The 25187-nt window shown below is 36.3% G+C and carries 23 protein-coding genes; 17 read left to right on the forward strand and 6 right to left on the reverse strand.

Translation table 11 applies throughout. The features are described from left to right. Window positions 1-225: 225 nt before the first annotated feature. A complete protein-coding gene (locus DRF65_RS06380) occupies window positions 226-3009 on the reverse strand; it encodes a bifunctional aconitate hydratase 2/2-methylisocitrate dehydratase (protein ID WP_115970025.1) in 2784 nt (927 codons plus the stop codon). Window positions 3010-3366: 357 nt separating this feature from the next. Between DRF65_RS06380 and DRF65_RS06385 the strand changes: the two genes are divergently transcribed. The 8 genes from DRF65_RS06385 (at window position 3367) to DRF65_RS06420 (ending at window position 12792) form a co-directional block, all read left to right on the forward strand. Further along, complete coding sequence (locus DRF65_RS06385) at window positions 3367-4074, forward strand: WG repeat-containing protein (protein WP_228438552.1); 708 nt, start codon at window positions 3367-3369, stop codon at window positions 4072-4074. A 310-nt stretch (window positions 4075-4384) separates the two neighbouring features. After that, on the forward strand, window positions 4385-6520 hold the full coding sequence (locus DRF65_RS06390) for a TonB-dependent receptor (protein WP_115969885.1): 2136 nt from the start codon (window positions 4385-4387) through the stop codon (window positions 6518-6520). Window positions 6521-6700: 180 nt separating this feature from the next. After that, on the forward strand, window positions 6701-7453 hold the full coding sequence (locus DRF65_RS06395) for an HU domain-containing protein (protein WP_115969887.1): 753 nt from the start codon (window positions 6701-6703) through the stop codon (window positions 7451-7453). Further along, window positions 7441-7992: an acyl-CoA thioesterase gene (locus tag DRF65_RS06400; RefSeq protein ID WP_115969889.1), complete on the forward strand. Its 552-nt coding sequence runs from the start codon at window positions 7441-7443 to the stop codon at window positions 7990-7992. Before DRF65_RS06395 ends, DRF65_RS06400 begins: the two co-directional genes overlap by 13 nt. Before the next feature lie 142 nt (window positions 7993-8134). Continuing rightward, window positions 8135-9064, forward strand: a complete 930-nt coding sequence (locus tag DRF65_RS06405) for a 2-hydroxyacid dehydrogenase (protein WP_115969891.1) — start codon at window positions 8135-8137, stop codon at window positions 9062-9064. A gap of 197 nt (window positions 9065-9261) precedes the next feature. After that, window positions 9262-10524, forward strand: a complete 1263-nt coding sequence (locus DRF65_RS06410; protein WP_115969893.1) for a serine hydrolase domain-containing protein — start codon at window positions 9262-9264, stop codon at window positions 10522-10524. 25 nt (window positions 10525-10549) lie between these two features. Next, entirely contained in the window at window positions 10550-12328 is a 1779-nt protein-coding gene (locus DRF65_RS06415) for an Ig-like domain-containing domain (protein ID WP_115969895.1), read from the forward strand. A 5-nt stretch (window positions 12329-12333) separates the two neighbouring features. Then, entirely contained in the window at window positions 12334-12792 is a 459-nt protein-coding gene (locus DRF65_RS06420) for a heme-binding domain-containing protein (RefSeq protein WP_115969897.1), read from the forward strand. Between the two features lie 194 nt (window positions 12793-12986). Here the strand turns inward: DRF65_RS06420 and DRF65_RS06425 are convergent, their stop codons facing one another. The 5 genes from DRF65_RS06425 to DRF65_RS06445 all read right to left on the reverse strand — a co-directional run bounded on the left by DRF65_RS06425 (window position 12987) and on the right by DRF65_RS06445 (window position 17294). Further along, window positions 12987-13499, reverse strand: coding sequence for an NUDIX hydrolase (locus DRF65_RS06425; protein WP_115969899.1), 513 nt, complete (start codon window positions 13497-13499; stop codon window positions 12987-12989). Window positions 13500-13535: 36 nt separating this feature from the next. Continuing rightward, window positions 13536-14450, reverse strand: coding sequence for a site-specific tyrosine recombinase XerD (xerD, locus tag DRF65_RS06430; protein WP_115969901.1), 915 nt, complete (start codon window positions 14448-14450; stop codon window positions 13536-13538). Window positions 14451-14456: 6 nt separating this feature from the next. Next, window positions 14457-14879, reverse strand: a complete 423-nt coding sequence (locus tag DRF65_RS06435) for a deoxycytidylate deaminase (RefSeq protein WP_115969903.1) — start codon at window positions 14877-14879, stop codon at window positions 14457-14459. Window positions 14880-14931: 52 nt separating this feature from the next. Then, window positions 14932-15699: an enoyl-CoA hydratase/isomerase family protein gene (locus DRF65_RS06440; RefSeq protein ID WP_115969905.1), complete on the reverse strand. Its 768-nt coding sequence runs from the start codon at window positions 15697-15699 to the stop codon at window positions 14932-14934. 107 nt (window positions 15700-15806) lie between these two features. Beyond that, window positions 15807-17294 (reverse strand): catalase, encoded by a 1488-nt coding sequence (locus tag DRF65_RS06445; protein WP_115969907.1) that lies wholly within the window; start codon window positions 17292-17294, stop codon window positions 15807-15809. 133 nt (window positions 17295-17427) lie between these two features. Between DRF65_RS06445 and DRF65_RS06450 the strand changes: the two genes are divergently transcribed. The 9 genes from DRF65_RS06450 (at window position 17428) to DRF65_RS06490 (ending at window position 25176) form a co-directional block, all read left to right on the forward strand. After that, window positions 17428-18378, forward strand: coding sequence for a LysR substrate-binding domain-containing protein (locus DRF65_RS06450; RefSeq protein WP_115969909.1), 951 nt, complete (start codon window positions 17428-17430; stop codon window positions 18376-18378). A gap of 233 nt (window positions 18379-18611) precedes the next feature. Beyond that, entirely contained in the window at window positions 18612-19892 is a 1281-nt protein-coding gene (metK, locus tag DRF65_RS06455) for a methionine adenosyltransferase (protein ID WP_115969911.1), read from the forward strand. A gap of 85 nt (window positions 19893-19977) precedes the next feature. Continuing rightward, on the forward strand, window positions 19978-20469 hold the full coding sequence (locus DRF65_RS06460; RefSeq protein ID WP_115969913.1) for a hypothetical protein: 492 nt from the start codon (window positions 19978-19980) through the stop codon (window positions 20467-20469). A gap of 195 nt (window positions 20470-20664) precedes the next feature. Then, on the forward strand, window positions 20665-21255 hold the full coding sequence (locus DRF65_RS06465; protein WP_115970026.1) for an RNA polymerase sigma factor: 591 nt from the start codon (window positions 20665-20667) through the stop codon (window positions 21253-21255). A gap of 202 nt (window positions 21256-21457) precedes the next feature. Beyond that, complete coding sequence (locus tag DRF65_RS06470; protein WP_115969915.1) at window positions 21458-22153, forward strand: YjjG family noncanonical pyrimidine nucleotidase; 696 nt, start codon at window positions 21458-21460, stop codon at window positions 22151-22153. A gap of 196 nt (window positions 22154-22349) precedes the next feature. Further along, complete coding sequence (locus DRF65_RS06475; protein WP_115970027.1) at window positions 22350-22799, forward strand: PepSY-like domain-containing protein; 450 nt, start codon at window positions 22350-22352, stop codon at window positions 22797-22799. Window positions 22800-22832: 33 nt separating this feature from the next. Further along, the gene (locus tag DRF65_RS06480; RefSeq protein WP_115969916.1) at window positions 22833-23039 is read left to right on the forward strand and encodes a hypothetical protein; all 207 of its coding nucleotides are present in this window, start codon (window positions 22833-22835) and stop codon (window positions 23037-23039) included. 182 nt (window positions 23040-23221) lie between these two features. Then, window positions 23222-23893, forward strand: a complete 672-nt coding sequence (locus DRF65_RS06485; RefSeq protein ID WP_115969918.1) for a response regulator transcription factor — start codon at window positions 23222-23224, stop codon at window positions 23891-23893. Next, complete coding sequence (locus tag DRF65_RS06490; RefSeq protein WP_115969920.1) at window positions 23893-25176, forward strand: sensor histidine kinase; 1284 nt, start codon at window positions 23893-23895, stop codon at window positions 25174-25176. The genes DRF65_RS06485 and DRF65_RS06490 overlap by 1 nt, the downstream gene beginning before the upstream one ends. The last annotated feature ends 11 nt before the right edge of the window (window positions 25177-25187 follow it).

Below are 25187 nucleotides of genomic sequence, written 5' to 3' on the forward strand. Positions count from 1 at the left end.
TTCCTATAATCTATGAATAGGGCTGATTATGAATGTAAAACCAAGAGATTTTATCACTTTCAATTTAAGAAAAAATAGATTCTATTTTCCCGATTTTCTCGTAAAAAAATCGTATTTAAGTTAAAATAGAACGATTCTAAACAAAAAAATGAAAGATTTTAAATCCAAAAAGGACTAAAATCTTTCATTTTATATGATTTGACTAGTCTTGCGACTAAAGATCAATTAGTGAGCGCTTGTACTTGTTAATTCCTTAATGGAAGGTACAAAAGTAGTCAGGTCAATACCTTCAACTGCTGCTTTGTATTCCTCAATGCTTGGGATTCTTCCGATGATAGCAGAAAGAACAACAACCGGAGTTGAAGCCAATAGAGATTCACCTTTTTTACGTTCAGAATCTTCTACTACTCTTCCCTGGAAAAGACGTGTTGAAGTAGCTAAAACAGTATCTCCTTTCGCTGCTTTTTCCTGGTTACCCATACAAAGGTTACATCCAGGACGCTCAAGGTACATTACATTTTCGTATTCTGTACGAGCTTCACCTTTAGGCGCGTTATCATTAAATTCAAATCCTGAATATTTCTCTAGTAATTCCCAGTCACCTTCAGCTTTTAACTCGTCAATAATATTGTAAGTAGGAGCTGCCACTACCAGAGGAGCGCTAAATTCTACTTTACCATTTTTCTTTTCAAGGTTTTTCAACATCTGAGAAACAATTTTAAGGTCTCCCTTGTGAACCATACAAGATCCAACGAAACCAAGATCTACTTTTTTCTCACCACCATAGTAAGAAAGATCTCTGATCGTATCGTGAGTATATCTCTTAGAAACATCGTCATTGTTTACATCCGGGTCAGCAATCATAGGTTCTACAATTACATCAAGATCTACAACAACTTCAGCATAATATTTAGCATTGGAATCTGGGGTCAACGCTGGTTTTTCACCTGATCTGATCTCTTCAATTCTCTTATTTGCTTTGTCAATTAATCCCTGAAGAACTTTGTTGTGGTTATCCATCCCTTTGTCGATCATGATCTGGACTCTGCCTTTAGCAATTTCCAATGATTCGATTAGGGTGTTGTCTTCAGAAATGTTGATAGACGCTTTTGCTTTCATTTCAGCAGTCCAGTCTGTAAATGTGAAGGCCTGGTCAGCAGGAAGTGTTCCGATGTGAACCTCAATGATTCTTCCCTGGAATACATTCTCTCCTCCGAATTGCTTCAACATCTGAGCCTGAGTAGCATGAACCACATCACGGAAATCCATGTGAGGTTTCATTTCACCTTTGAATGTTACTTTTACAGATTCAGGAATTGGCATAGAAGCCTCACCCGTAGCTAATGCAAGAGCAACCGTTCCAGAGTCTGCTCCGAAAGCAACTCCTTTAGACATTCTTGTGTGAGAGTCACCACCAATGATGATAGCCCACTCGTCTACAGTGATATCGTTAAGAACTTTGTGAATAACGTCAGTCATTGAGTGGTATTCACCTTTCGGGTCACGAGCTGTGATCAAACCGAAATCGTTCATGAATTTCATTAGCTTAGGAATGTTAGCCTGAGCTTTTTTATCCCAAACTGAAGCAGTGTGACAACCTGATTGGTAAGCACCGTCAACAACCGGAGAAATTACAGTTGCAGCCATTGATTCAAGCTCCTGAGAAGTCATCAGACCTGTCGTATCCTGTGAGCCAACGATATTTACCTGTACACGTACATCAGAACCTGCATGTAATACTTTACCTGGTGTAGTTCCTACAGCATTTCTGTTGAAGATTTTTTCAACAGCCGTAAGACCTTGCCCTTCGTGAGAGATTTCTTTTGATGGAGCAAAAACAACAGGAGCCTCAACACCTAAAACCTGAGCAGCAAATGTCTGTAGCTTCTTACCGAATACAATTGCGTAAGATCCACCAGCTTTGATGAACTCCATCTTTTGTGGTGTGAAAGACTTTGTAAGGTCAATCAGTTCCTGATCTCCGTTATATAATTTCTTTTCTTTTGTATTAATAGTCAAAACAGTTCCTGTAGCTACTGAATAAGCTTCTTCAAGAACGATATCACCATTTTCGTTACGAACAGGATTTCCATTTTCATCTACTTTCTTCACCCAGTTCTTAAGGTCAACACCAATACCTCCGGTAACGTCTACTGTAGTAAGGAAAATTGGAGAAATACCGTTTGTACCTCCAACAATCGGAGCAATATTTACGAATGGTACATAAGGGCTAGCCTGTTTACCAGTCCATAAAGCTACGTTGTTTACCCCTGACATTCTGGATGAACCTACACCCATTGTCCCTTTTTCAGCAATAAGCATAACGCTTGCATCAGGATGTTGTGCCTGTAAAGCTTTGATTTCTTCCTGAGCTGCAGGAGTGATCATACATTTACCGTGAAGTTCACGATCTGATCTTGAGTGCGCCTGGTTACCCGGAGAAAGTAAATCGGTAGAGATATCTCCCTCACCGGCAATATAAGTAATCACTTTAATTTCTTCAGCCACTTCAGGAAGTTTAGTGAAGAATTCAGCCTGTGCGTAGCTTTCTAAAATTTCTTTAGCGATAGCATTTCCGCTGTTGTAAGCTTCCTTTAAACGCGTTGTGTCCGCTTCATAAAGGAAAACCTGAGTTTTAAGAACGTCTGCAGCTTGTTGAGCAATGGCAGTATCGTTACCTAAAGCTAAGTCTAATAATACTTCGATGGATTTACCTCCTTTCATGTGAGATAATAATTCGAAAGCAAAAGCCTGAGAGATTTCTTCTACTATGGATTCACCCAGAATAATCTCCTTTAAAAATTTAGCTTTTACACCTGCTGCACTTGTTGTTCCCGGCAGGGTGTTATAGATGAAAAATTTAAGAGAATCCGTTCGATCTGCATTACCCAAATCCTTGATTTGTGCGATGATTTCGCTTAGTAATTCAGCACCATCAATTGGCTTTGGATGAAGCCCCTGGTCTTTTCTTTCTTCAATCTCTTTGATGTAATCCTTATAAATATTCATAATAGAAGGTCTTTCAATATTAAAGGTAGAGTATTTCGCTGCTTCTTTACTGGTCTGTATAAAATACAATTAATGACATTTTGAGATCTCGCATGTGATGCAACATTAACCAAGGAAGGTCAGCATAATCTACATTTTTTTAAAAGTTTTTTAAATTATTAAACAATTCAAAATGTTCCCCAAAATTACGAAATTTTACGATTTTATAAGAATGAAATTATTTAGATTCTTTATAAATATGAATTTGATAATTTCTATTTTTGGCCGTAATTTTGCAGACAAAAGGTGAATATGAAAAATATCCTGAATATTTTGTGCGTTTTTATTTCGATTTTTGTTTTTTCACAGACTAAATTTGTGAAGAAACCAACAGTGAAAAACGTTACGAAAACTACCATGAAAAAAGAGAAAAATGCTGTAGCCAAGCACAATCCTGATCTGGTAGTTATTAACAAAGATCTTCCATTGTTGATCCCTAAAAAGAAGGGAGACAGCTTCGGGTACGTTAATCAAAATGGGAAATATATCATTCAGCCGGAATATCATATTGCCGTATTTTTTTATGAAGACTGTAATCTTTTGAATTCTCCTAATGAGAAAGTCAGAAAATTTGGAACCGGAGAGTATGCAACTGTAGAAAAGGATATGATTTCTTACCGTGTAAATCATTCAGGAAAAAGAGTCTATCAGTTTAAGGATTCTGATCTTGGAAAATGCAAGTTTGGAGAGTACAAGCAGCAGCTTTTTCAGGCGTATGTTCTTAATGGGTTCTATGGAATTATTGAAAAATCAAAATTCGTTAATGCAGCCGACTACCGTCAGTATCAGATTTATCCGCAATATCAGTACCTCTACATCATGGAAGGAGATGATGTGGCTGATCCGATGATTGTTGCTTCAAATAATGATAAATTCGGGGTTATTGATGTTAATAATAAAATCATTATTCCTTTCGAATATTCAAATATTAAAAGAAACTTCAGCTGGAAGCTGGGAAAAATGTTTGAAGTGACAAAAGATGGAAAGAACTATTATTACATTGATGCCAATAACAAAACGTATTAGAAAATGAGTGATGAATGATGGTCATTCATTACCGATGAAGATTTTTTATAACTTTAATTTCTTCATACAACAAATCTTTTTATAATCACCTTTCCTGTAATCCTGTACCACGCAATCCCGAATTCCGTTCATCTCATATATTTTTTGTAATTTCGCGGCTGAAATAAAGGGGTGCTTTAACAGGCTGAGATTATACCCACCGAACCTGGAACAGGTAATGCTGTTTAGGGACATCAACTCTACTGAGGGTTGAACCTGTATAATATCTTATCGATCCCCTTTTATTCATTAAATGTTAAAGATTTATAGAATGAAAGGATTATTTTTTTTAGGGCTTACCATAGGCTCTGTGGCCTTTATTCAGGCTCAAAACAAGGATTCTCTGAAAATCAGGGAAATAGAAGCGGTTAACTTTACCAAAAGACTTCCTGTTGCTAAGGAGATTATTAATGTTCAGAAAGATTTAGACGGAAAAAATATGGGGCAGGATCTTCCTATCCTGTTGAAAAACCAAACTTCGGTTATTTCCACTTCGGATGCCGGAAATGGGGTGGGCTACACTGGAATCAGAATTCGTGGAGTTGCGGGAAGAGGAATTAATGTAATGATGAACGGCGTTCCTTTTAATGACTCAGAAAGTCAGGGTGCTTTTTTTGTGAATGTCCCGGATTTAACGAGCTCAGCCTCCCAGATTGTTATTCAGAGAGGGGTTGGAACTTCAAATAACGGTGCTTCATCATTTGGAGCCAGCATTAATGTCATTTCAAAAGATCCTGAAGAGAAGTTTTATTTCAAAACAGATGACAGTTATGGGTCATTCAATACCTATAAATATTCAGCAGAAGTAGGCACTGGTAAGTTCTGGAAAAACAGGCTTTCTGTGATGGGAAGGTATTCCCATATTCATTCTGATGGTTATATTGACAGAGCATCATCCAATCTGGATTCTTACAACTTTACAGCTTTATTTGAAGAAGGGAAAACGAGATTACGTTTAATGGCATTCGGAGGAAAAGAAAGAACGTATCAGGCATGGAACGGAATCAGCAGAAAAACCTGGGAAACCGATCCGAAGTATAATCCTTCCGGAGAATATATAGATCTTTTTACCGGTGAAAAGAAGTTTTATGATGGTGAAACAGACAACTATCGCCAGAATCATTATCAGTTTCTATGGGAACAAAAGTTCAATGATACCTGGAATTTGGAAACTACTCTGCATTATACAAGAGGAAAGGGATATTATGAGAATTATACCAGAGTGGATGAGAATGATAATGAGGCAGTGCATTATTCTAATTATAATTTAGTTGTTCCAATCGTAAATGGACTTCCTGTAGAAACTACAGACTTCATTAGAAAAAAATGGCTGGATAATCATTTTTATGGATTGGTTTCTACCCTTTACGGGAAATTTGAAAATGTAGATCTTAATTTCGGAATAGTAGCCAACCAGTATTATGGGAAGCATTACGGTACAGTAACCGGAGTGTACTTTCCACAAATTGATAACTATGAATATTATAGAGGACGCTCTGTGAAGAATGAAGTGGCAGGGTTTGCAAAAGCACTTGTAAGGGTAAATGATTTTGAATTTTTTGGAGATCTTCAGCTGAGAAATATCAATTATGATACTAAAATACTGCTGGATGGTGATGGCGAAGGAGGAAATATCAAAGAAAAATGGCTGTTTTTCAATCCTAAGGCAGGGGTGAATTATAGAATTGGAAACGGGAAAGTGTATTTGTCTTATGCTCATGCTCACCGTGAACCCAACAGAGATGATCTGATTGCTGATAATAGTGTTAAAGCTGAAAAACTTCATGATTTTGAAGCGGGACTGGAAAAGCAGTTTGGATTTTTATCCGTGACCGCAAATCTGTACTATATGTACTATGTGAATCAATTGGTATTAAACGGAGAACTGAATAATGTAGGAGCTTTTATCAGAACCAATTCAGGGAAAAGCTACAGAAGAGGAATCGAAATTGGTTTGTTGGCAAAACTTTCAAAGCAGTGGGAGGTTTCCGGAAATATAAGTTTGAGCCAGAACAGAAATCTGGATTTCAATATGAAAAACAAAAAAGTGGTTAAGAATCTGGGCAATACCCAAATTTCATTCTCTCCGGATGTAGTTGCTAATTTAGGATTGACATTTAAGCCATCTAAAAGTTTCCAGTTTGCTTTAATGAATCAGTATGTAGGGAAACAATACCTTGATAATACAGAGGATAAGAATGTACAGCTAAAAGATTATATCCTGACTGATTTTAATGCACAGTATCAGTTTAAAATTGCTAACAACGATGTCGCTTTGAAATTATTGGTCAATAACCTGTTCAATAAAAAATATGTCAATAATGGAGCTGTATATAGTGGTGCCCCTTATTACTTCTCGCAGGCAGGAACAAATTTTATGTTTGGTATCAGTTGGAAAATTCAATAGATTGAAAGAAAGGAATGACTGTAAATAAGGGGATTGCAAATTTATTCCGAAAGGGATTCGAGATCATGAATAGTCAACCTGTTTTCATATGAAATACTCAAAAGGCTGCTTTGGCAGTCTTTTTTTATATGCGTTAAATATCTTCAAAAAGTCATGAAAAAGTTATAAATTTGCTGCCAAATGAATATTTCAGCATACATTTTAGAATATTTAAAACAATACGGAACTGTCACGGTTCCAGGCTTTGGTGTGTTTTCCCTGAAAAATTCTAAGGCAATTATCAATTCCGAAAACGGAAGTATCCTGCCTCCTGCAAGTCAGATTGAATTTACAATTGACTATGAAGTACAGGCAGAGGACCTTACCATTTTTATTGCCAAGGAAAAACAGATGTCTGTAGAAGCCTCCAGAAGTGATCTGAAGATACAGACTGATTTTTGGAAGAAAAAACTTCAGGCAGAACAGGTTCTTGAAATTCAAAACCTGGGAACCATCTTTATTGAAGAAGGACATACACATTTCAAAGGAAAAAGAGTGGAAGCGGGACGTCCGGATTTTTTCGGATTAGAAGAAATCAGATTTTCTGACATCAATAATGGTGAAAATGTAAACCCCTCAGTAAACCGTGAAAAGGATTATAAATTCAAGAAGACTATTCTTTGGTTCTTCCTGTTGATTATTCCGGTTCTTGGTATTGCATACTTTGCATTTACCCAAAAGGAACTTCTCTTTGGGAAGAAATCCTTTAATAAAGTATCTGTACAGACTTCTACCCACAGAATTGTAAAAGATACGGTGAAGGTAGTGGTACATGGTCCGGAAACTCCTGTTTCAGACTCCCTTAAGAAAGATTCATTGGTAAAACCTGCCGGAAAAGCTCTAAAAACAGTTCCGGCTGCTCCCAAAAACACTAAGAATAAATGGCAAAAATAAAAACCGCGTCAGAATCCCTGACGATTATGACCAATATCGTTCTTCCGAACGAAACAAACTCTCTAAGAAACCTTTTTGGTGGCGAACTTTTAGCAAAAATGGACAGATGTGCTTCTATTTCTGCAGCAAGACACTGTGAAAGAAGAGTCGTAACAGCATCTGTAAATCACGTTTCATTCAATCATCCGATTCCTGAAGGCGGCGTTGTGGTCTTGGAATCTAAAGTTTCCAGAGCATTCTCTACTTCTATGGAGGTTTATGTGGATGTGTGGTCAGACGATCCTATTAATCAGAAAAAAATTCATACCAATTCAGGGATCTATACCTTCGTTGCAGTAGATGAATTCAACCGCCCAATTCCAATTCCGGATATGGTTCCGGAAACAGAAGATGAGAAAGAAAGATATGCTGCAGCCTTCCGTAGAAAAGAACTTTCTTTAATTCTTTCCGGAAGAATGAAGCCTCTGGAATCTGTAGAACTTAAGAAATTATTCCAGGAGCCGGAAGAACCACAATCTTCCAAAAAGGATAAAAAATAAGACTTTAAAATGCTTTTAATACGGAATATCCAGATTAAAAGCATTTTGTTTTTATAGCTATATTGTAAATTACAAACACTTTTCTTTGAAAATGGAGAATATGTTATTTGTGAAACTAATTTGTGTCATTTGTGTTTAAATTATGAAAATTCTCCTTTTAGATAAAAATCATCCGCTCATCACCGAACAGCTTTTAGCTAAAAACTTTATGTTGGAAGAAGACTTTACTTCCACTTATGATGAGGTTTGCCATAAGATCAAAAACTATGACGGTATTATCATTAGAAGCCGTATTCCTTTAGATAAAAACTTTCTTGAACAGGCTCAGAATCTGAAGTTTATTGCAAGAGTAGGAGCGGGGATGGAAAACATTGATATTCCTGTTGCCGAAAAACTGGGAATTCAATTGATCAACTCTCCGGAAGGGAATAGAGACTCTGTTGCAGAACATGTTGTAGGAATGTTGTTAGTCATTATGAACAGGCTTTTTATTGCTTCTCAGGAAGTGAAGAATGGGATTTGGAAACGTGAAGAAAACAGAGGAGATGAATTACTGGGAAAAACGGTAGGATTAATAGGATACGGAAATATGGGTAAAGCTACAGCTAAAAGACTCTCAAGCTTTGGGTGTAAAGTGATTTTCTATGATATTCTTCCGGGTCTTTCCGATGAATTTGCCACTCAGGTTACCTTAGATGAATTAAAGCAATCTGCAGAAGTATTGAGCCTGCATATTCCTCTGACTTCAGAAACTCACTATCTTATTGATGAAAAGTTCATTTCAGAGATGAAAAATGACTTCTATTTTGTGAATACTGCAAGAGGAAAAAATGTAAAAACTAAAAGTTTAGTAGAAGCATTGAAAGCAGGTAAGGTAAAAGGAGCTTGTTTAGATGTATTGGAATACGAAAAGTCCTCTTTTGAACATCTTGAAACAGAAAATGAAGACTTAAAATATCTGTTGGAATCCGAAAAAGCAATGGTAACTCCACATATTGCCGGCTGGACGCATCAGAGTAAAGAGAAATTGGCCCAGTTTATTGTAGATAAGATTATAGCCTCTTATTGCTGATTCGTTATGAATAAAGAATACTGATAAGGCTGAGGAAGCTGGTATAATGAAAGGATTTTCCTTCCTAATATCTGCTTCCTCAGCCTTCTTTGATTTTATCCTTTTTTCTGATTTTATGTTAAATTATTCATAATGTTCCTTTCATATTTACAATTTAATTTTGACTTTTATTAAATTGCCGCTCATTTTTGAATCTTATGAAGATGCGTAATTTAGTACTTGCTACAGCTGTTGTTTTATCCCTTTTTTCCTGCAAAAATAAATCTGAATCCAAAGAGGCTTCAGTTGAAAATATGACCAACCTTCCGAACTATGGAAATGTGGATCTGGGAAATGTTTTTACAAAAGCTGATGGGCAGCTTTCCAATAAAGAGTCATTGACAGGCTATATAGATCAATACTATAAAAAAATATGGGAAGGAGGTGACCTTAGTGGCGGTATTTTAGTGGCCAAAGGAGATGAGATTTTATACGAAAACTATAGAGGCTTCGGTAGAGAAGGTAATCAGATGCCGATCGATAAGAATACACCATTACACGTAGCTTCAGTGTCAAAAACATTGACGGCTATGGCCATGATGAAGTTGATAGAAGCCGGTAAAATAAAGCTTACTGATCATCTTACCCAATTCTTTCCGGGATTTCCGTATCCGAATGTAACTGTTCAGACCTTGCTGGATCAAAGAAGCGGATTACCTAAATACGAATACTTTATTACTCAGATAAAGCCTGCCCCGGCAGAACTTTCCAAGCCGTTTATTACCAATCAGGATGTACTGAATATGATTATCAAATATAAACCGGATCTGGCAAGAGATACAGATACCGGATTTATGTACTGTAATACAAATTTTGCCTTATTGGCTCTGCTGATTGAAAAAGTAACCAAGACACCTTTTCCGCAGGCGATGAAAGAAATGGTTTTCATACCATTGAAGATGGATCACACTTATATTTTCCAGGAAAAAGATGTTCCAACAGCTTCACAGTCTTTCTATTATGGTGCCAATAGATTATATCCTTTAGATCGTCTTGATCTTATCTATGGAGATAAAAATGTGTACACTACACCCAGAGATTTATACAATTTTTCCAAAGCAATGTTCTCTAAGGACTTCTTAAAGCCGGAGCTGATGCAGCTGGTATTTACTCCTTACAGCAATGAAAAGGCAGGAATGAACAATTATGGATTAGGTTTTAGAATGAAAATATTTGATAATGGTGAAAAGCTAACCTACCACAACGGATGGTGGCATGGATCCAATTCCGTATTTGCTCACCTTTTAAAATCTAAAGTAACCATCGTGGCAATCGGAAATAAATATTCAGGTAAAGTTTATACAGCACTTGCATTATCAGGATTATTTGAAAATTTCCCTTTGCAGCAGGAGAAACTTCAGACTGTAATGAATGACAGTAAAGATAGTTTGAATAGTGGACACGAAGTTTTTGGAGAATAATGTTTATTTTTGCTTAAACATTTTCATGAAAAGGTTTCTTTTATTATTCGTTATCTGTTTTCTTGTACACTCTTGTGCAAGAGTAGGATCTCCTGTGGGAGGACCTAAAGATACATTGGCGCCCAAATTTTTAAGTTCAAATATTGATACCACAAGGATTAATGTAAAAAGAGATATCCACGAACTTCGACTGGATTTTGATGAATATGTGACCCTAAAGGATATTAATAAAAACCTTATCATTTCTCCGCCAATTAAAAATATCAAGCGAATTCTTCCATCGAATATTGCCAATAAATTTGTTCTTATCCAGTGGGCTGATACCCTTCAGGCCAATACCACTTATAATTTCAACTTTGGAAATTCAATTGCAGATAATAATGAGTCTAATATTCTTCGGTATTTTAATTTTGCTTTTTCTACAGGAGAAAAGTTGGATGATCTGTATATAAGTGGTGACATAAAAGATGCCATGCAGATTAAGAAGAAAACCGGAACCAATGAAAATAAAATGGTAGTAGGACTGTATCAGGTAAAAGATACTATGAACTATAAGCAAAAGCCCTATTACATTACCAAGGTAGATGATGACGGATACTATGAACTGAATTACCTTTCTCCCGGTAAATATAGAATTATAGCTTTCGAAGATGAAAACGGAAATTCCGTTTATGATCCCGGAAAAGAAAAAATAGGATTTAAAAAAGAAACCGTTGATGTTGAGAAATCCATTTCAGGACTGAATTTAAGTGTTTATCCATCAAAGAAAGCATTGAAGTATTCAGAGATGAAGGAAGCGCCCGGAGGAGTTCTTATGACTTTTGAGGGCCATCCGGATGTTGTAAAAGTAGAATCTCTCAATGATAAGCTTAAAGATATAAAAATAACTCACACTCCAAAATCTGATTCAGTTAGAATCTGGTTTGATGCCGTGAAGAATAATATTGGGCAGGAGACAACTGAGAAATTGATGTTCAGCCACAATATCGGACCCAAAAAAGATACTGTGTATTCAGTTTCATTGTTCTATAAGTACAATAAAAAAAATACAATGGACATCTTCAGCGACAACGGGGGAAGTTCATTGGATCCAAAATCTGATTTTAAAATCTCTTCCAATTATTTTATTGATAAAATTGATCCATCAAAATGGAGACTGGCTACCAAGGGAGATTCTTTGTCTACTTTACCATTTACAGCTAAGATTTCAGAGGTAAATCCTTATCAGATTCTGGTACAGTCTGATTTTGTTAATGGAAAAGAGTATCAACTGACGATTCCTAAGGAAACCGTTTCCTCTTTCTATGCAAAAAATACCCAATCCAAACGTTTTGATTTCACTGTTGATAAAGTAGAGCAGTTTGGAAGTCTGGAGTTTACGCTCTCCAATGCACCTGCATCTAATTACTGGATCCAGTTATTAGATTCTTCTGATAAAGTAGTGTATCAAAAGTATACTAAAGGCGATCGTGTAAAATTTGATATTCTGAAACCTAATGAATACATTGTCCGGATATTGGTAGATAATAATAATGATAAATATTGGGATGAAGCAGACTTCGCAACTGAAACCTTTGCGGAAGATGCTTATGTTTTCTACAAAAAAGCTTTGGTAAAAGCATTATGGGAAACAAGAGAAGAATGGGATCTTACAGATACCAGAACACTTGATAATCCAAAAGGGATCAATACATCTGCAACGGCTGCGACTCCTCCTGCTTTGGAAGAAAAAGAAAAAACAGTAGTACAGGAAATTAAAAAAGAAGTAAAATCTGCTGATGCAGTCATAACTCCGGTTAAATAAAATTTATGAAGACGGCAAAGAAAATAATCTTCTGGACATTGGTAGCGTTTGCTCTTATACAGTTTTTCCCGATTGATACAGTAAATAAACCGGTTGATTCTAAACTGAATTTTATTCAGATGAAAAATGCTCCGGAAAAGGTAAGTACACTTCTTAAAAATGCTTGCTATGACTGTCATTCGAACGAAACAGTGTATCCAAAGTATGCTTACATAGCACCTATTTCATGGTCGGTAAAAAGCCATGTGAATGACGGGCGTCAGCATCTTAATTTTTCTGTTTGGGGAACCTATAATAAGGAATTAAAAGAGAATATGCTTGATAGGTCTATGGAGGCTCTTAAACACAAGACAATGCCATTACCTGGTTATGTTGTTTATCACAAGGAGGCTAACCTGTCTGAGGCAGAAAGAACCTTGATTATTCAGTATTTTGATGAAATGCTGAAATCAAAAACATACTGATTTAAAATACAATTCCCACAGATTTCACAGGTCATCCCAGAACTTATATTAAATGTATCTGTGTAAATCGTGAAATCTGTGGGAAAATTGTTTTTATTAATAAAAAACTCCCGCAGATTTTACAAAATAAGCAGTTGGTAAAACCCAAGCATATGCTGTATCTGCAAAATCTGCGGGAGAATATAATACAAAAATTATTTCTTTAAATAACCTTCAAAAAATTTCTTCTGAGAATCAAAAGCGATCTCATTAAGGTCAAGTTCCTGTACAGGAATCCACACCGCTTCTGAAATTTCTGAAATCTCAAGGCTGACCTCAAACTTCTCCGAAACAGTATACTCATAAAACAGGTCGATCGTATTGTAATCAATCTCTTTATACTGATAAATGTTGGGAAGACTCGTCAGGTATTTCAGGCTGGAAATATCAATGTCAAGCTGAAGTTCTTCAAAAAGTTCTCTTTTACAGGTTTCCTCTGCACTTTCTTTGGGATCAACAAACCCTCCGGCAAGATCCAGTTTTCCTTTTTTAGGATCTCTGTTTCTTCTTGTAAGATAAATTTCATCACCACATCTGATAACAACCGCTACAGCGCCTGCTACATTGTTGTACAGGGTAAAACCACAGTCAGGGCAGCTCCATTTCTTTTCACCATCCCAATGTAAAGACTCTTTGCCACAACTTGGACAATATTTCAATACTTTCATTCCTCAATAATTATTTTCTAAGGTGGATCTTCAGGTTCACTGAGCAATATTAATATTTCTCGGGTGATAAGTTAAGATAACATCCCTCAGCTCTTCTGTCTTCAGGTGAGTGTAAATTTCCGTTGTAGTAATGCTGGAATGTCCCAGCATTTCCTGAATATAACGAAGATCTGCACCGTTCTGCAGCAAATGCGTTGCAAAAGAATGTCTGAAGGTATGTGGAGAAATTTTCTTATTAACTCCTGCCTTATCTGTAAGTTCCTTAATAATAAGAAATACGATTACTCTTGACATGGAAGTGCCACGGCTGTTCAAAAACAGAGTGTCTTCATATTTCTTATTGATTTTCCCTTTAGAGCGTACCTCTTTGATATAGCTTTCCAGCAGTTCAGCTGTGTAATCAGCCAAAGGCACAAAACGAGTTTTGTTCCCTTTTCCGTGTACTTTAATATATTGCTCCCTGAAGTTGATATTCGAAATCTTCAGGTCGATCAGCTCAGACACACGGAGTCCGCAACCATAGAGTACCTCAATGATACACTGGTTTCTTTTTCCGAGATCTGTATTGACCTCAATGGCGGCAATAATTTTATTAATATCCGGCAGGCTTAAAGTATCCGGCAGATACAGTCCCAGTTTAGGGCCTTCAAGTAACGCTGCTGGGTTGTCTTCACGATATTCATCTTCCAGCAGAAATTTGAAGAAGGCTTTGATGGATGATATCCACCTAGCCTGTGATCGCTCACTGAATTTCTGTTTAGAAAGATTGAAAATGTATTCCTGCAGGTTTTCGTAACCGATAGAATCTGGACCGACGTTTGCCAGATCTTCTTCTGCGTAATCTTTTAGTTTCTTAATGTCCCGAACGTAAGCGTCGAGCGTGTTGTCTGAAAAATTTCTTTCGAAACGAAGAAATATTTCAAAATCTTTGATCTTTTCATCCCAAGTCATTTGTGCTTATTTTTTTAGTTCACAGTCCGATATTTGTTCTATTTCAATGTTATGGCCTCTCAGGAACGATATCCCATCGTCATCTGAATACTCATTAATATACACCAGTCTTGTAATACCTGCCTGAAGGATCAGCTTACTGCATTCCTTACAAGGGGACAATGTTAAATATAACGTTGCGCCTTTTGCAGATTGTGTAGATGCTGCCAGCTTCAAAATAGCGTTGGCTTCCGCATGCAGTACATACCAGTGCGTTTTTCCCTCTCCATCTTCACAGCAGTTCTCGAATCCCATAGGAGTTCCGTTGTAGCCATCTGAAATAATCATCCTATCTTTTACGATAAGAGCCCCTACCTGTTTTCTCTTACAGTAGGAGAGTTGTGCCCATTCTTGGGCCATTTTTAGATAAGCTTTATCAAACTTATTCATACCGCAGCATTAGTTTTTTCGAAATAATTTGGATTAAAATCTTTTTGAAAGATTAGAAGTTTGGCTTTCTTTTCTCTAGGAAAGCTGTTACTCCTTCTTTCTTATCTTCCATTTCAAAAAGTTCTCCGAAATACTTGATTTCAGTCTCGAAACCTTTATCCGTGTCCGATAAATTCACGGCGTTAATCGCCTTCGATATTGCCATTGGTGAATTATAGGCAATAGCGTTCGCTAATTCTTTCGTTTTGGTTAATAATTCTTCAATAGGGTATACTTCATTTACCAATCCAATTTCTTTTGCTTTTTGAGCAGGAATCATTTTGGCAGAGAAGATCATTTCGTTGGCAATACCTTTTCCGACAAGTTTGGGAAGCCTTTGAGTTCCTCCGTACCCAGGAATAAGTCCTAAGGTTACTTCAGGAAGCCCCAGTCTGGCATTCTCCGATGCATATCTGATGTGGCATGCCATAGCAAGCTCTAAACCTCCCCCTAATGCAAAACCATTTACGGCAGCAATGACAGGTTTAGATAGATTTTCAATTTTGTTGAACAATGTATTTTGTCCGTTTCTTGCAAGTTCCTCAGCTTTTTCCTGTCCGAAGTCACTGAATTCCTTGATGTCAGCTCCAGCTACAAATGATTTTTCTCCACTGCCTGTAAGGATAATTACCCTGCAGGAAGTGTCAGAATTAAGCTCATCCAATGCTGTACTGATCTCCTGAATAGTCTTTGCATTCAATGCATTTAAACTTTCAGGTCTGTTTATTGTAATGATAGATAATTTATCTTCCTTATTTAATAATATATTTTCGTAACTCATTTTTCCACTTTAAAATATCATCCCCTGCAAATTATGAATTTTTTACAAAAAAAAGGAAAAAATATTATTTTTTTTTTTCCTTTTTTTTAATTTATTGTTCAATATGATTATTTTGAATGATTCATCATATTTGCATCGATATTGATGTTTAGTTGTGAAGCTACTTTCATGCCAAGCTCAATATTGGCGCGGAAAAAGTGACATAATTGTCTGTTGATGATCTCCTCTCTTTTAGGTCCGTTAATTCCCTTCATGCTTTCTACAATGTTTTGGATCAGATTGTTCCTGTCTTCCGCGTTCATCGCTTTTGAATAAAGAAGTCCCGGCTGAGTATAATGATCGCTGTCGTTATCATTTCTGTTATAATTGGCAACATGAGCGCTATCTAATTCATACTCATAGTTTTTGTAAGAAACATCAGGTGTGATATCATCAAAACTATTAGGATGGTAATTCGGTTTATCCTGATATTGGCTGGAATCTGCCATATAGCCATCTCTCTGATAATTATTGACTGCAAAAGGACATCTGTTCACTTCCAGCTGATGAGCGTTTACGCCCACTCTGTATCGGTGTGCATCCGGATAAGAGAACAATCTTCCCTGAAGCATCTTGTCCGGGGAGAAGCTGATACCGTTAATTAAGCTGCTTGGTGAGAATGTAGATTGTTCAACATGTGCAAAATAATTGACAGGAACTTCATTCAGTTCCATTTCTCCTACCTCGATCAACGGGTAGTCATCATGAAACCATACTTTTGTAACGTCAAAAGGATTCCATCTGAAATCTTTTGCCTGTTCCTCTGTCATTACCTGAATGTACATGGTCCATTTTGGGAAATCTCCATTTTCAATAGCGTTACAAAGGTCTTCCTGAGCAAAGTCCGGATTTTTTCCAGCCATTTTTCCCGCTTCTTCATCTGTGAAGTTTTTTACTCCCTGCTTTGTTTTAAAGTGAAATTTTACCCATACTCTTTCATTTTTATCATTAATCATGGAGAAAGTATGAGATCCAAAGCCGTGCATATGTCGATAGCCATAAGGGGTTCCCCTGTCTGACATTAGTATAAGGACCTGATGAAGTGATTCAGGGTTTAAGCTCCAGAAATCCCACATCATAGTGGCACTTTTTAGATTCGTTCTTGGAAGTCGCTTTTGGGTATGAATAAAATCCGGGAATTTTTTAGCATCCTTAATAAAGAATACCGGAGTGTTGTTTCCTACAAGGTCCCAGTTTCCGTCTTCCGTATAAAATTTTAAGGCAAATCCTCTCGGATCTCTTGCCGTATCTGCGCTTCCTTTTTCACCGCCAACTGTAGAAAAACGGGCAAACATTCTGCATGAATTTCCTACTCTCGAAAATAATTTTGCCTTAGTGTATTGGCTGATATCATGCGTTACAGTGAAGGTTCCATAGGCTCCGCTTCCCTTAGCATGTACAATTCTTTCAGGAATTCTTTCCCTAACGAAATGCGCAAGATTTTCCTGAAGAATAAAGTCTTGCAGCAATACCGGGCCTCTTGGTCCTACCGTCTGGGAATCCTGATGCTCAAAATAAGGTGCGCCGTTGCTTAACGTTAATTTTTTAGAATCCATATATTGATGATTTGAATAATTGTTCTCGTATTTTCTAAATCGAAGTGTAAAGGTACTAATTATCAAATTTACTTGAATTTTTAATTGCTAATAACAAAAACGTTATATCTTTGTAATAGATAATATTAATCAAATGAACATTCAGCAACTGGAGTATCTTATCGCTGTTGATAAGTATAAACATTTTGGAAAAGCGGCTCAGGCGTGCTTCATTACCCAACCTACCTTAAGTGCCATGATACAGAAATTTGAGGATGAATTGGATGTGAAGGTTTTCGACAGAACTACCCATCCAATCCGTACTACAGATGTAGGTCTTCAGATCATCGATCAGGCCAAGGTTATTATAGAATCTGTCAATGAGCTGAAAAACAAAGCCAACCTGCTGAATAACATTTTAGGGGGAACCATCAACCTTGGAATTATCCCTACTGTTTCTTCATTTATTTTGCCTACTGAAATCTTTAAATTCTTAGAAACAAACCCTAAGATCCAGATGAATGTAAAGGAAATGACAACGGATAATATTATTAAAGCTTTGAAAGCCGGAGAGCTGGATGCGGGGATTATCTCTACTCCTTACGATACGGCAGATGAGTTCTATCAGGATTTCCTTTTCAATGAAGAGCTGATGATCTACAGTTCCAATACTGAAGCCAATAAAAAGAATGCTTACATCATTCCTGAAGAGCTGAATGTAGAAAAAGTATGGCTGCTTGAAGAAGGAAACTGTCTGAGAAATCAGTTTGAAAATATCTGTCACCTTAAAGAAAATACCCTGAAGCCTAAAAATTTAGATTTCTTAGCTTCCAATATCCAGACTTTGGTACATATGGTAGACAAAGTTGGGGGGATCAGTATCCTTCCGGAGCTTGCCTTAAGCCAGCTTTCTGAAGAGCAGAAAAAGAATGTTTTCAGATTCAAGAAGCCTTTCCCTTACAGAGAAATCAGTATTATTTACTATAAGCCAACCTTTAAGCAGAAGATTATTGATGAATTGGCACACTCTATCAAAAATTCTTTAGAACTGAAGCTGAATTACCACGTAAGTCCGAAAGAATTTGTAAGCATAAAGCCTCAGTAACCAACAGGCTTTACAATGATATAAATCATTAATTTAAAGAAAATTATAATTAATAAACAAAAATTTTGAGTATTACAAAAATAGTGCTTAAATTTGCTGACGTTTATTAACGAGGAAAAATTTGACCTGATTGCAACCTCTATAAAAAAATGCTAAAACAGTATTCTTTTTGGGCAATTTTTATTCTTATTTTTCTTCAACACTATTTTTTAATCTAAAAAACAAAGAATAATATGTCTTATTTATTTACATCTGAATCAGTTTCAGAAGGACATCCGGATAAAATTGCCGACCAAATCTCCGATGCATTAATCGACCATTTTTTAGCATACGATAAAACATCAAAAGTAGCATGTGAAACTCTTGTAACTACCGGACAGGTGGTATTGGCAGGAGAAGTGAAATCTGATGCTTACCTTGATGTTCAGACGATTGCCAGAGAAGTAATTAACGGAATTGGGTATACAAAAGGTGAGTATATGTTCAATGGAGATTCATGTGGAGTAATCTCTGCAATTCATGAACAGTCCCCTGATATCAACCAAGGGGTTGACAGAGCGGTAAATGATGAGTCTTTTGAAGCTAAAGCAAACGCTCAGGGAGCTGGTGACCAGGGAATGATGTTTGGATATGCTACGAACGAGACGGCTAATTATATGCCTCTTGCTTTGGACTTAGCACACACGATCCTTAAAGAACTTTCTGCGATCAGAAGAGAAAATAAAGAGATTGCTTACTTACGTCCTGATGCGAAAAGCCAGGTTACGATTGAATACTCTGATGACCATAAGCCAATCAGAATTGATTCTATCGTAGTTTCTACTCAGCATGATGACTTCGGAGCAGAAGAAGAGATGCTGAACAAGATCCGTGAAGATATCAAGAATATCCTTGTTCCCAGAGTTGTTGCTCAGCAGACTGAAGAAATCAAAGCTCTTTTCAACGATCAGATCAAATATCACATCAACCCTACAGGTAAATTTGTAATCGGTGGTCCTCACGGAGATACTGGTCTTACAGGTAGAAAGATCATCGTAGATACTTATGGTGGTAAAGGGGCTCACGGTGGCGGTGCTTTCTCTGGAAAAGATCCTTCAAAAGTAGACAGAAGTGCTGCATATGCAACAAGACACATTGCTAAAAACCTTGTAGCAGCTGGTATTGCTGACGAGGTCCTAGTACAGGTTTCTTATGCGATTGGAGTGGCTGAACCTTGTGGTCTGTACATCAATACCTATGGAACAGCTAAAGTTGATCTTCACGATGGAGATATTGCTAAAAAAGTATCTACCATTTTCGATTTAAGACCTTATGCTATTGAGCAGAACTTAAAACTAAGAAATCCTATCTATCAGGAAACGGCTTCTTACGGACACATGGGGAAGGAACATTATGTGGCTGATAAAACCTTCAACAAAGGGCATAAGAATGAGCTTACATTGGAAGGTCTTGAGTTCTTTACTTGGGAAAAACTAGACAAAGTTGACGAAATTAAAGCCGCTTTCGGAATTTAATTTTTTCTATAAACTAAATATTATGAACTGCTTTATCTTCTGATAAGGCAGTTTTTTTTAATTTTACACCTTAATTAATTGAGAGATGATGAATTTTCGAACTGCAATTGCCATTCTATCCCTGTTTTTACTGAGTAATTTGGTAAAAGCACAATATACTATGCATAAAATGATCAGCGTAGGATATACCTACCAGAATCAAAGCTTTGGAGAAGTGGGAGGAAAGTTGCTTTTTCTTAAAAATGATGATGTAATTTACAGATTGGGTGGTTCTGCCCTGATGGGAGTGGCAGATTCAAAATTTGCTATCATGCCGAAGCTTCAGGCGGATGTTCTGCTTAATTTTGAGAAGAATGTAGATTTTTACCATTCTTATTACTTTTTAATGGGAGCGGAAGGAACCAATAAATATATTGCACCTAAAATTGGAGTTACCTTATTTGGGATGTTAGACCTTACCGGGGGCTATGCTTTCCCTATTGGAGATGCCCGATTAAACGGAAAAGAAATGAAAGGTCTGAATATTAATTTTACATTAAATATCCCTACTGTATTCATTCATGACATGTTTAAATGATTTTTTTTAAATTTTTATAGCGAAAATTTAATAATTGCTTAACAGTTATTAAAAATTTATTATATTTACGCCATAATATAATTGTACCGCCTATCGAAGAGACTCTACTCTGAAGAACTGTTTTGTATATACAGCAAAAACCAGATAATGTATCTGGGCGATAGCTGGGCTGCAAATATTATATTGAGAAGAGTTATGAAATCAAAATCGGATAGTTTATTAATTTCACTTTACCAGAAAGGTGATGAAGAGGCTTTGTCAACCCTTATTCATCGTCACCAGAGAGAACTTTTTACATTCATTTTTTATAAAATTAATGATGAAGATTTAGCCAATGATGTTTTTCAGGATACTTTCATGAAAATTATTGTGATGCTAAAAGAAGGACGTTACAACGAAGAGGGTAAATTTATCCTTTGGGCGAAAAGAATCTCACACAACCTTATTATTGATCATTTCCGATCAAAATCCAAAAATATCAAAGTTTCAGAGACTACATTTGAAACGGATGAATATTCTATTTTTGACCTGATCAGAGAACCATCTGAAAATATTGAAGATCAGCTGGTAACTAATCAGATTCAGGAAGATCTGCTCAGAATGCTGCAATTTCTTCCCCTCAATCAGCAGGAAGTAATCAAATTGAGGTTTTTTGACGGATTGAGTTTTAAGGAAATTGCCGATCATACCGATATGAGTATTAATACTACATTAGGTAGAGTAAGATATGCGCTTATAAACCTGAGAAAAATCATGGATGAAAATAACATAATATTAACCAGATAGATAATATTTTGTAAAATTTCACGTTTTAAGGAAAACATACTTCGCTTATGAAAAAAAATGACTCCTTAAAAGTGAAAACTTTGAAACCTAAAAAACAAACCATCGATTTTCTGCTCAATTTTTCTAAAAGCCTTGAAATTGTGAAAAGCAAGAGCAAGAATTATCCTATTACAAAAAATTAAAATTACTAACTTTGTGCTGTATGAAAATGCAGCATGTTTTTTTTGACCTGGACAATACGCTCTGGGATCATCGCAGAAATGCCTATCTGGCCATCAAAGAACTTTTCGAAAAGCAGGAAATTACTTCGAAGTATAATATAGACTTTGAAGAGTTTCACGCTGTTTACCATGATATCAATGAAGATTTATGGGAAAAGATCAGAGATGGAATTATAGGCAAAGAGTATTTGAGAGAACACCGTTTTTATGATTCCTTCATGCACTTTGGAGTAGACAATAAAGAACTTTCCCTTTATTTTGAAGAGAACTTTCTGGATAATATTGTAAGTCATAATGAATTGGTAGAAGGGGCAGAAGATGTCCTTGAGTATCTGAAGTCGAAGAATTATACACTTCATATTATTTCTAACGGCTTTCAGGATGTAACGGAGAGAAAATGTACCTTGTCGGGAATTGCCCCTTATTTTGAAACCATTACCAGTGCAGATGCTGTAGGGGTAAGGAAACCTAATCCGAAGATTTTTGAATATTCCCTTGGGCTTTCTAATGCAAAGAAAGAAGAAAGCATTATGATTGGTGATGATTGGATCGCTGATGCACTGGGGGGAAGAGATTTCGGGATGGATACGATTTTCTTTGATGTGTATAAGGAAGATAAAAAAGAAGCCGGATTAAAGGCCATTACTCATCTTCAGCAGATTAAAGAGTACTTATAAAATTTAGACAGTTAAGTCACATATGAAAGCCGTTAAGTTTATCTTAATGGCTTTTCTGTTTTAAAAAGATCATATCAACAAAAATGTAAACATCATTTTAAATCTGCTTATTTCTTTGCTCAAATAATTATTCCCAATTCTTTCCCAAATTGATTTGGACCTTTGCTCCATAATAATGACAGAAAAATTTAATATTATGAAAAATGTAAAGAAAATCACAGGAGTATTTGTTTTGATCTTCTTATTGATCGGTGGCCTGATCTCAGCACAGGACAGAGCTATTAGCTCCAATCAATTGCCTAGGGCTGCTAAAACCTTTCTTGCAGGGCACTTTAAAGGAGTTCCGGTATCATCTGCTATTGAAGACAGAGAAATCTATGGGGTAGATGAATATAAGGTATATCTGAACAATGGAATGAAAATAGAATTTGATAGTAATGGAAATTGGAAAGAAGTAGATGGGAACCACCAGAAGATTCCTTACGGTTTTATTCCTGCTTCTATTAAAAATTACAGCAGCAGAAATTTCCCCAATACCTATATCGTTAAGATAGAAAAGAAAAGATGGTCTTATAAAGCAGAGCTTTCCAATGGATTGGAACTGGAGTTTGACCGAAATGGAAATTTCAAAAAAATTGATGACTAACGCATTGAAGAATAACAATAAAATTTTAGTATTATGGTAAACTGGAGCTTAATAAACAGTGATGGAAGAAAATCATCTTCCAGTAAGATTAGAAAGAATATTGTGTCTTTTATGACCAAACATCATCCGTGCAGTGTTGTTCAGTCTATTGAAAAAAAATATGATGCCTACAAGATTCATCTGATGAATGGTCTATGTCTGATCTTTGATGCAGATGGACGCTACATAAAAACGAACTGATTTTTGAGATAAGGGAGCTGGGAATTGGAAGAAGGAAGTTGTATAGGACGCCATTGAAATGGTCTGTTTCTTAAAAAGTAAACAGTTGTAGATGATAGAATAGCAACTTTCAGCCTCCCTCTTCCAACTTCCCGCCTTATAATTTCTTATATTTGATATAACCTATCCAAGCAGCAGAGCCTATGAAGATTTTAATAGTAGAAGATGAACCGGACCTAAAGGATACTGTACAGAAATTTCTGGAAGCAGAGCATTTTATTGTAGAATATGCAGAAAACTACAGTTCCGGACTCGAAAAGATTATTTCCTATGAATACGACTGCATCCTGCTGGATATAATGCTTCCTGACGGTAATGGAATAGATCTCTTACGGGAAATCAAAAAAATGCATAAAAAAGATCCGGTTATTATTTTGTCTGCCAAAGATTCAGTGGATGATAAGGTAACCGGGTTGGAAATAGGAGCTGACGATTATCTGGCTAAACCTTTTCACCTGGCGGAGCTAATGGCTAGAATCCGGTCTGTAATAAGAAGAAAAAACCAGGATGGTGAGAATATCATCAGGTATAAAAATATTAGCATTGACCCGGAAAACAGATCTGTTAAAGTAGGAAATGAAGAGCTGGTTCTTAACCGAAAGGAATATGATCTTTTGTATTACTTTGTTATTCACCCTGAAAAAACATTGCAGAAAACGACTCTTGCAGAGGCCATCTGGGGAGATTATATCGATCAGGCAGACAGTCTTGATTTTATTTATTCACAAATTAAAAATCTTCGTAAAAAGCTGAAAACACTTAATGCAGAAGCAGATTTTCAGGCAGTATACGGAATAGGATATAAATTTGTCTGATGAAGGTTTCCTTAAAATATTATACAATAAAGTACCTTATTATGATCCTGCTGGTGATTATTGCAGTCTGGGCCGGGCTGTTTTATGCCTATATTCTGGATGAGGTACACGATAACGTAGATGACGGACTGAAAGATAGAAAAATACAGATCATCAAGGCGGTATATCTGAATCCGGAACTCCTGAAGAATAACGATTTTGGATTTAACGAATTTAAGATCATGCCGATTACTGCCGGAGAATACAAAAACAGGAGCAGACTCTATAATAAGATGTATTATATGGAGTATGATGATAAAGACCAGCCTTACAGGGTTCTTGAAGCAGATTTTATCGACCAGTATAAAAATCGGCAAAGGCTTGTCATCAGAACTTCAACAGTAGAGGAGGATGAGCTTATCTATGACCTTACAACGGCATTGATTGTTCTTTATATTCTTTTGGTAATAAGCATCGTTGCAGTGAACGGCTATTTGCTGAATAAAGCAATGCGTCCGTTCTATCTGATTCTGGATAAATTGAAAAAATATCAGTTCGGCATTCCTTTTTCCCAGGAAGACCAAAACTATTCCATCAAGGAATTTGAAGAGCTGAACGTGGAAATTAACGAGATGATAGACCGTAATGAACTTGTTTTCTATCAGCAGAAACAGTTTATTGAAAATGCATCTCATGAGCTTCAGACGCCACTTGCAATTGTTATTAATAAAATAGATCTTCTTATTCAGAATGAGAATCCTGATAAAAAGAGTCTGACCTTTCTCACGGAAGTTAAAAATGATCTGAGAAGGATGGTAGGACTGAATAAATCTCTGTTGATGCTTTCCAATATTGAAAACAGTCAGTTTAATACAACATCACATGTTGACTTCAATAAGATGATTGATATACTGGTTCAGAATTATGAAGATTTTATAGCATTTAAAAAAGTAGAGGTCAATATTATTGAGAAAGGGCATTTTCAGGCAGATTTTAATCAGGATCTTGCCGATATATTACTGTCTAATCTTCTTAAAAATGCAGTTAAATATAATAATCAGGAAGGGACTTTAAATATTATCATTGAAAATGATAGGATCACTTTTCAAAACAGTGGAACACCTGCTTCATTGGATGAATCCAGAATTTTTAACCGTTTCTATAAACAAGGTTCGGATCATGGCTCCACAGGTTTAGGATTATCTATTATCAGGACCATTATCAAACAATATCCTGGCTGGGATATCCTTTACAAATTTGAAGACAGTATGCACTACTTTATTCTTATAAAAAATATGAGATAGACTCAAATAGA

Origin of the sequence: Chryseobacterium pennae (assembly GCF_003385515.1) — a bacterium.
Taxonomy (GTDB): domain Bacteria; phylum Bacteroidota; class Bacteroidia; order Flavobacteriales; family Weeksellaceae; genus Chryseobacterium; species Chryseobacterium pennae.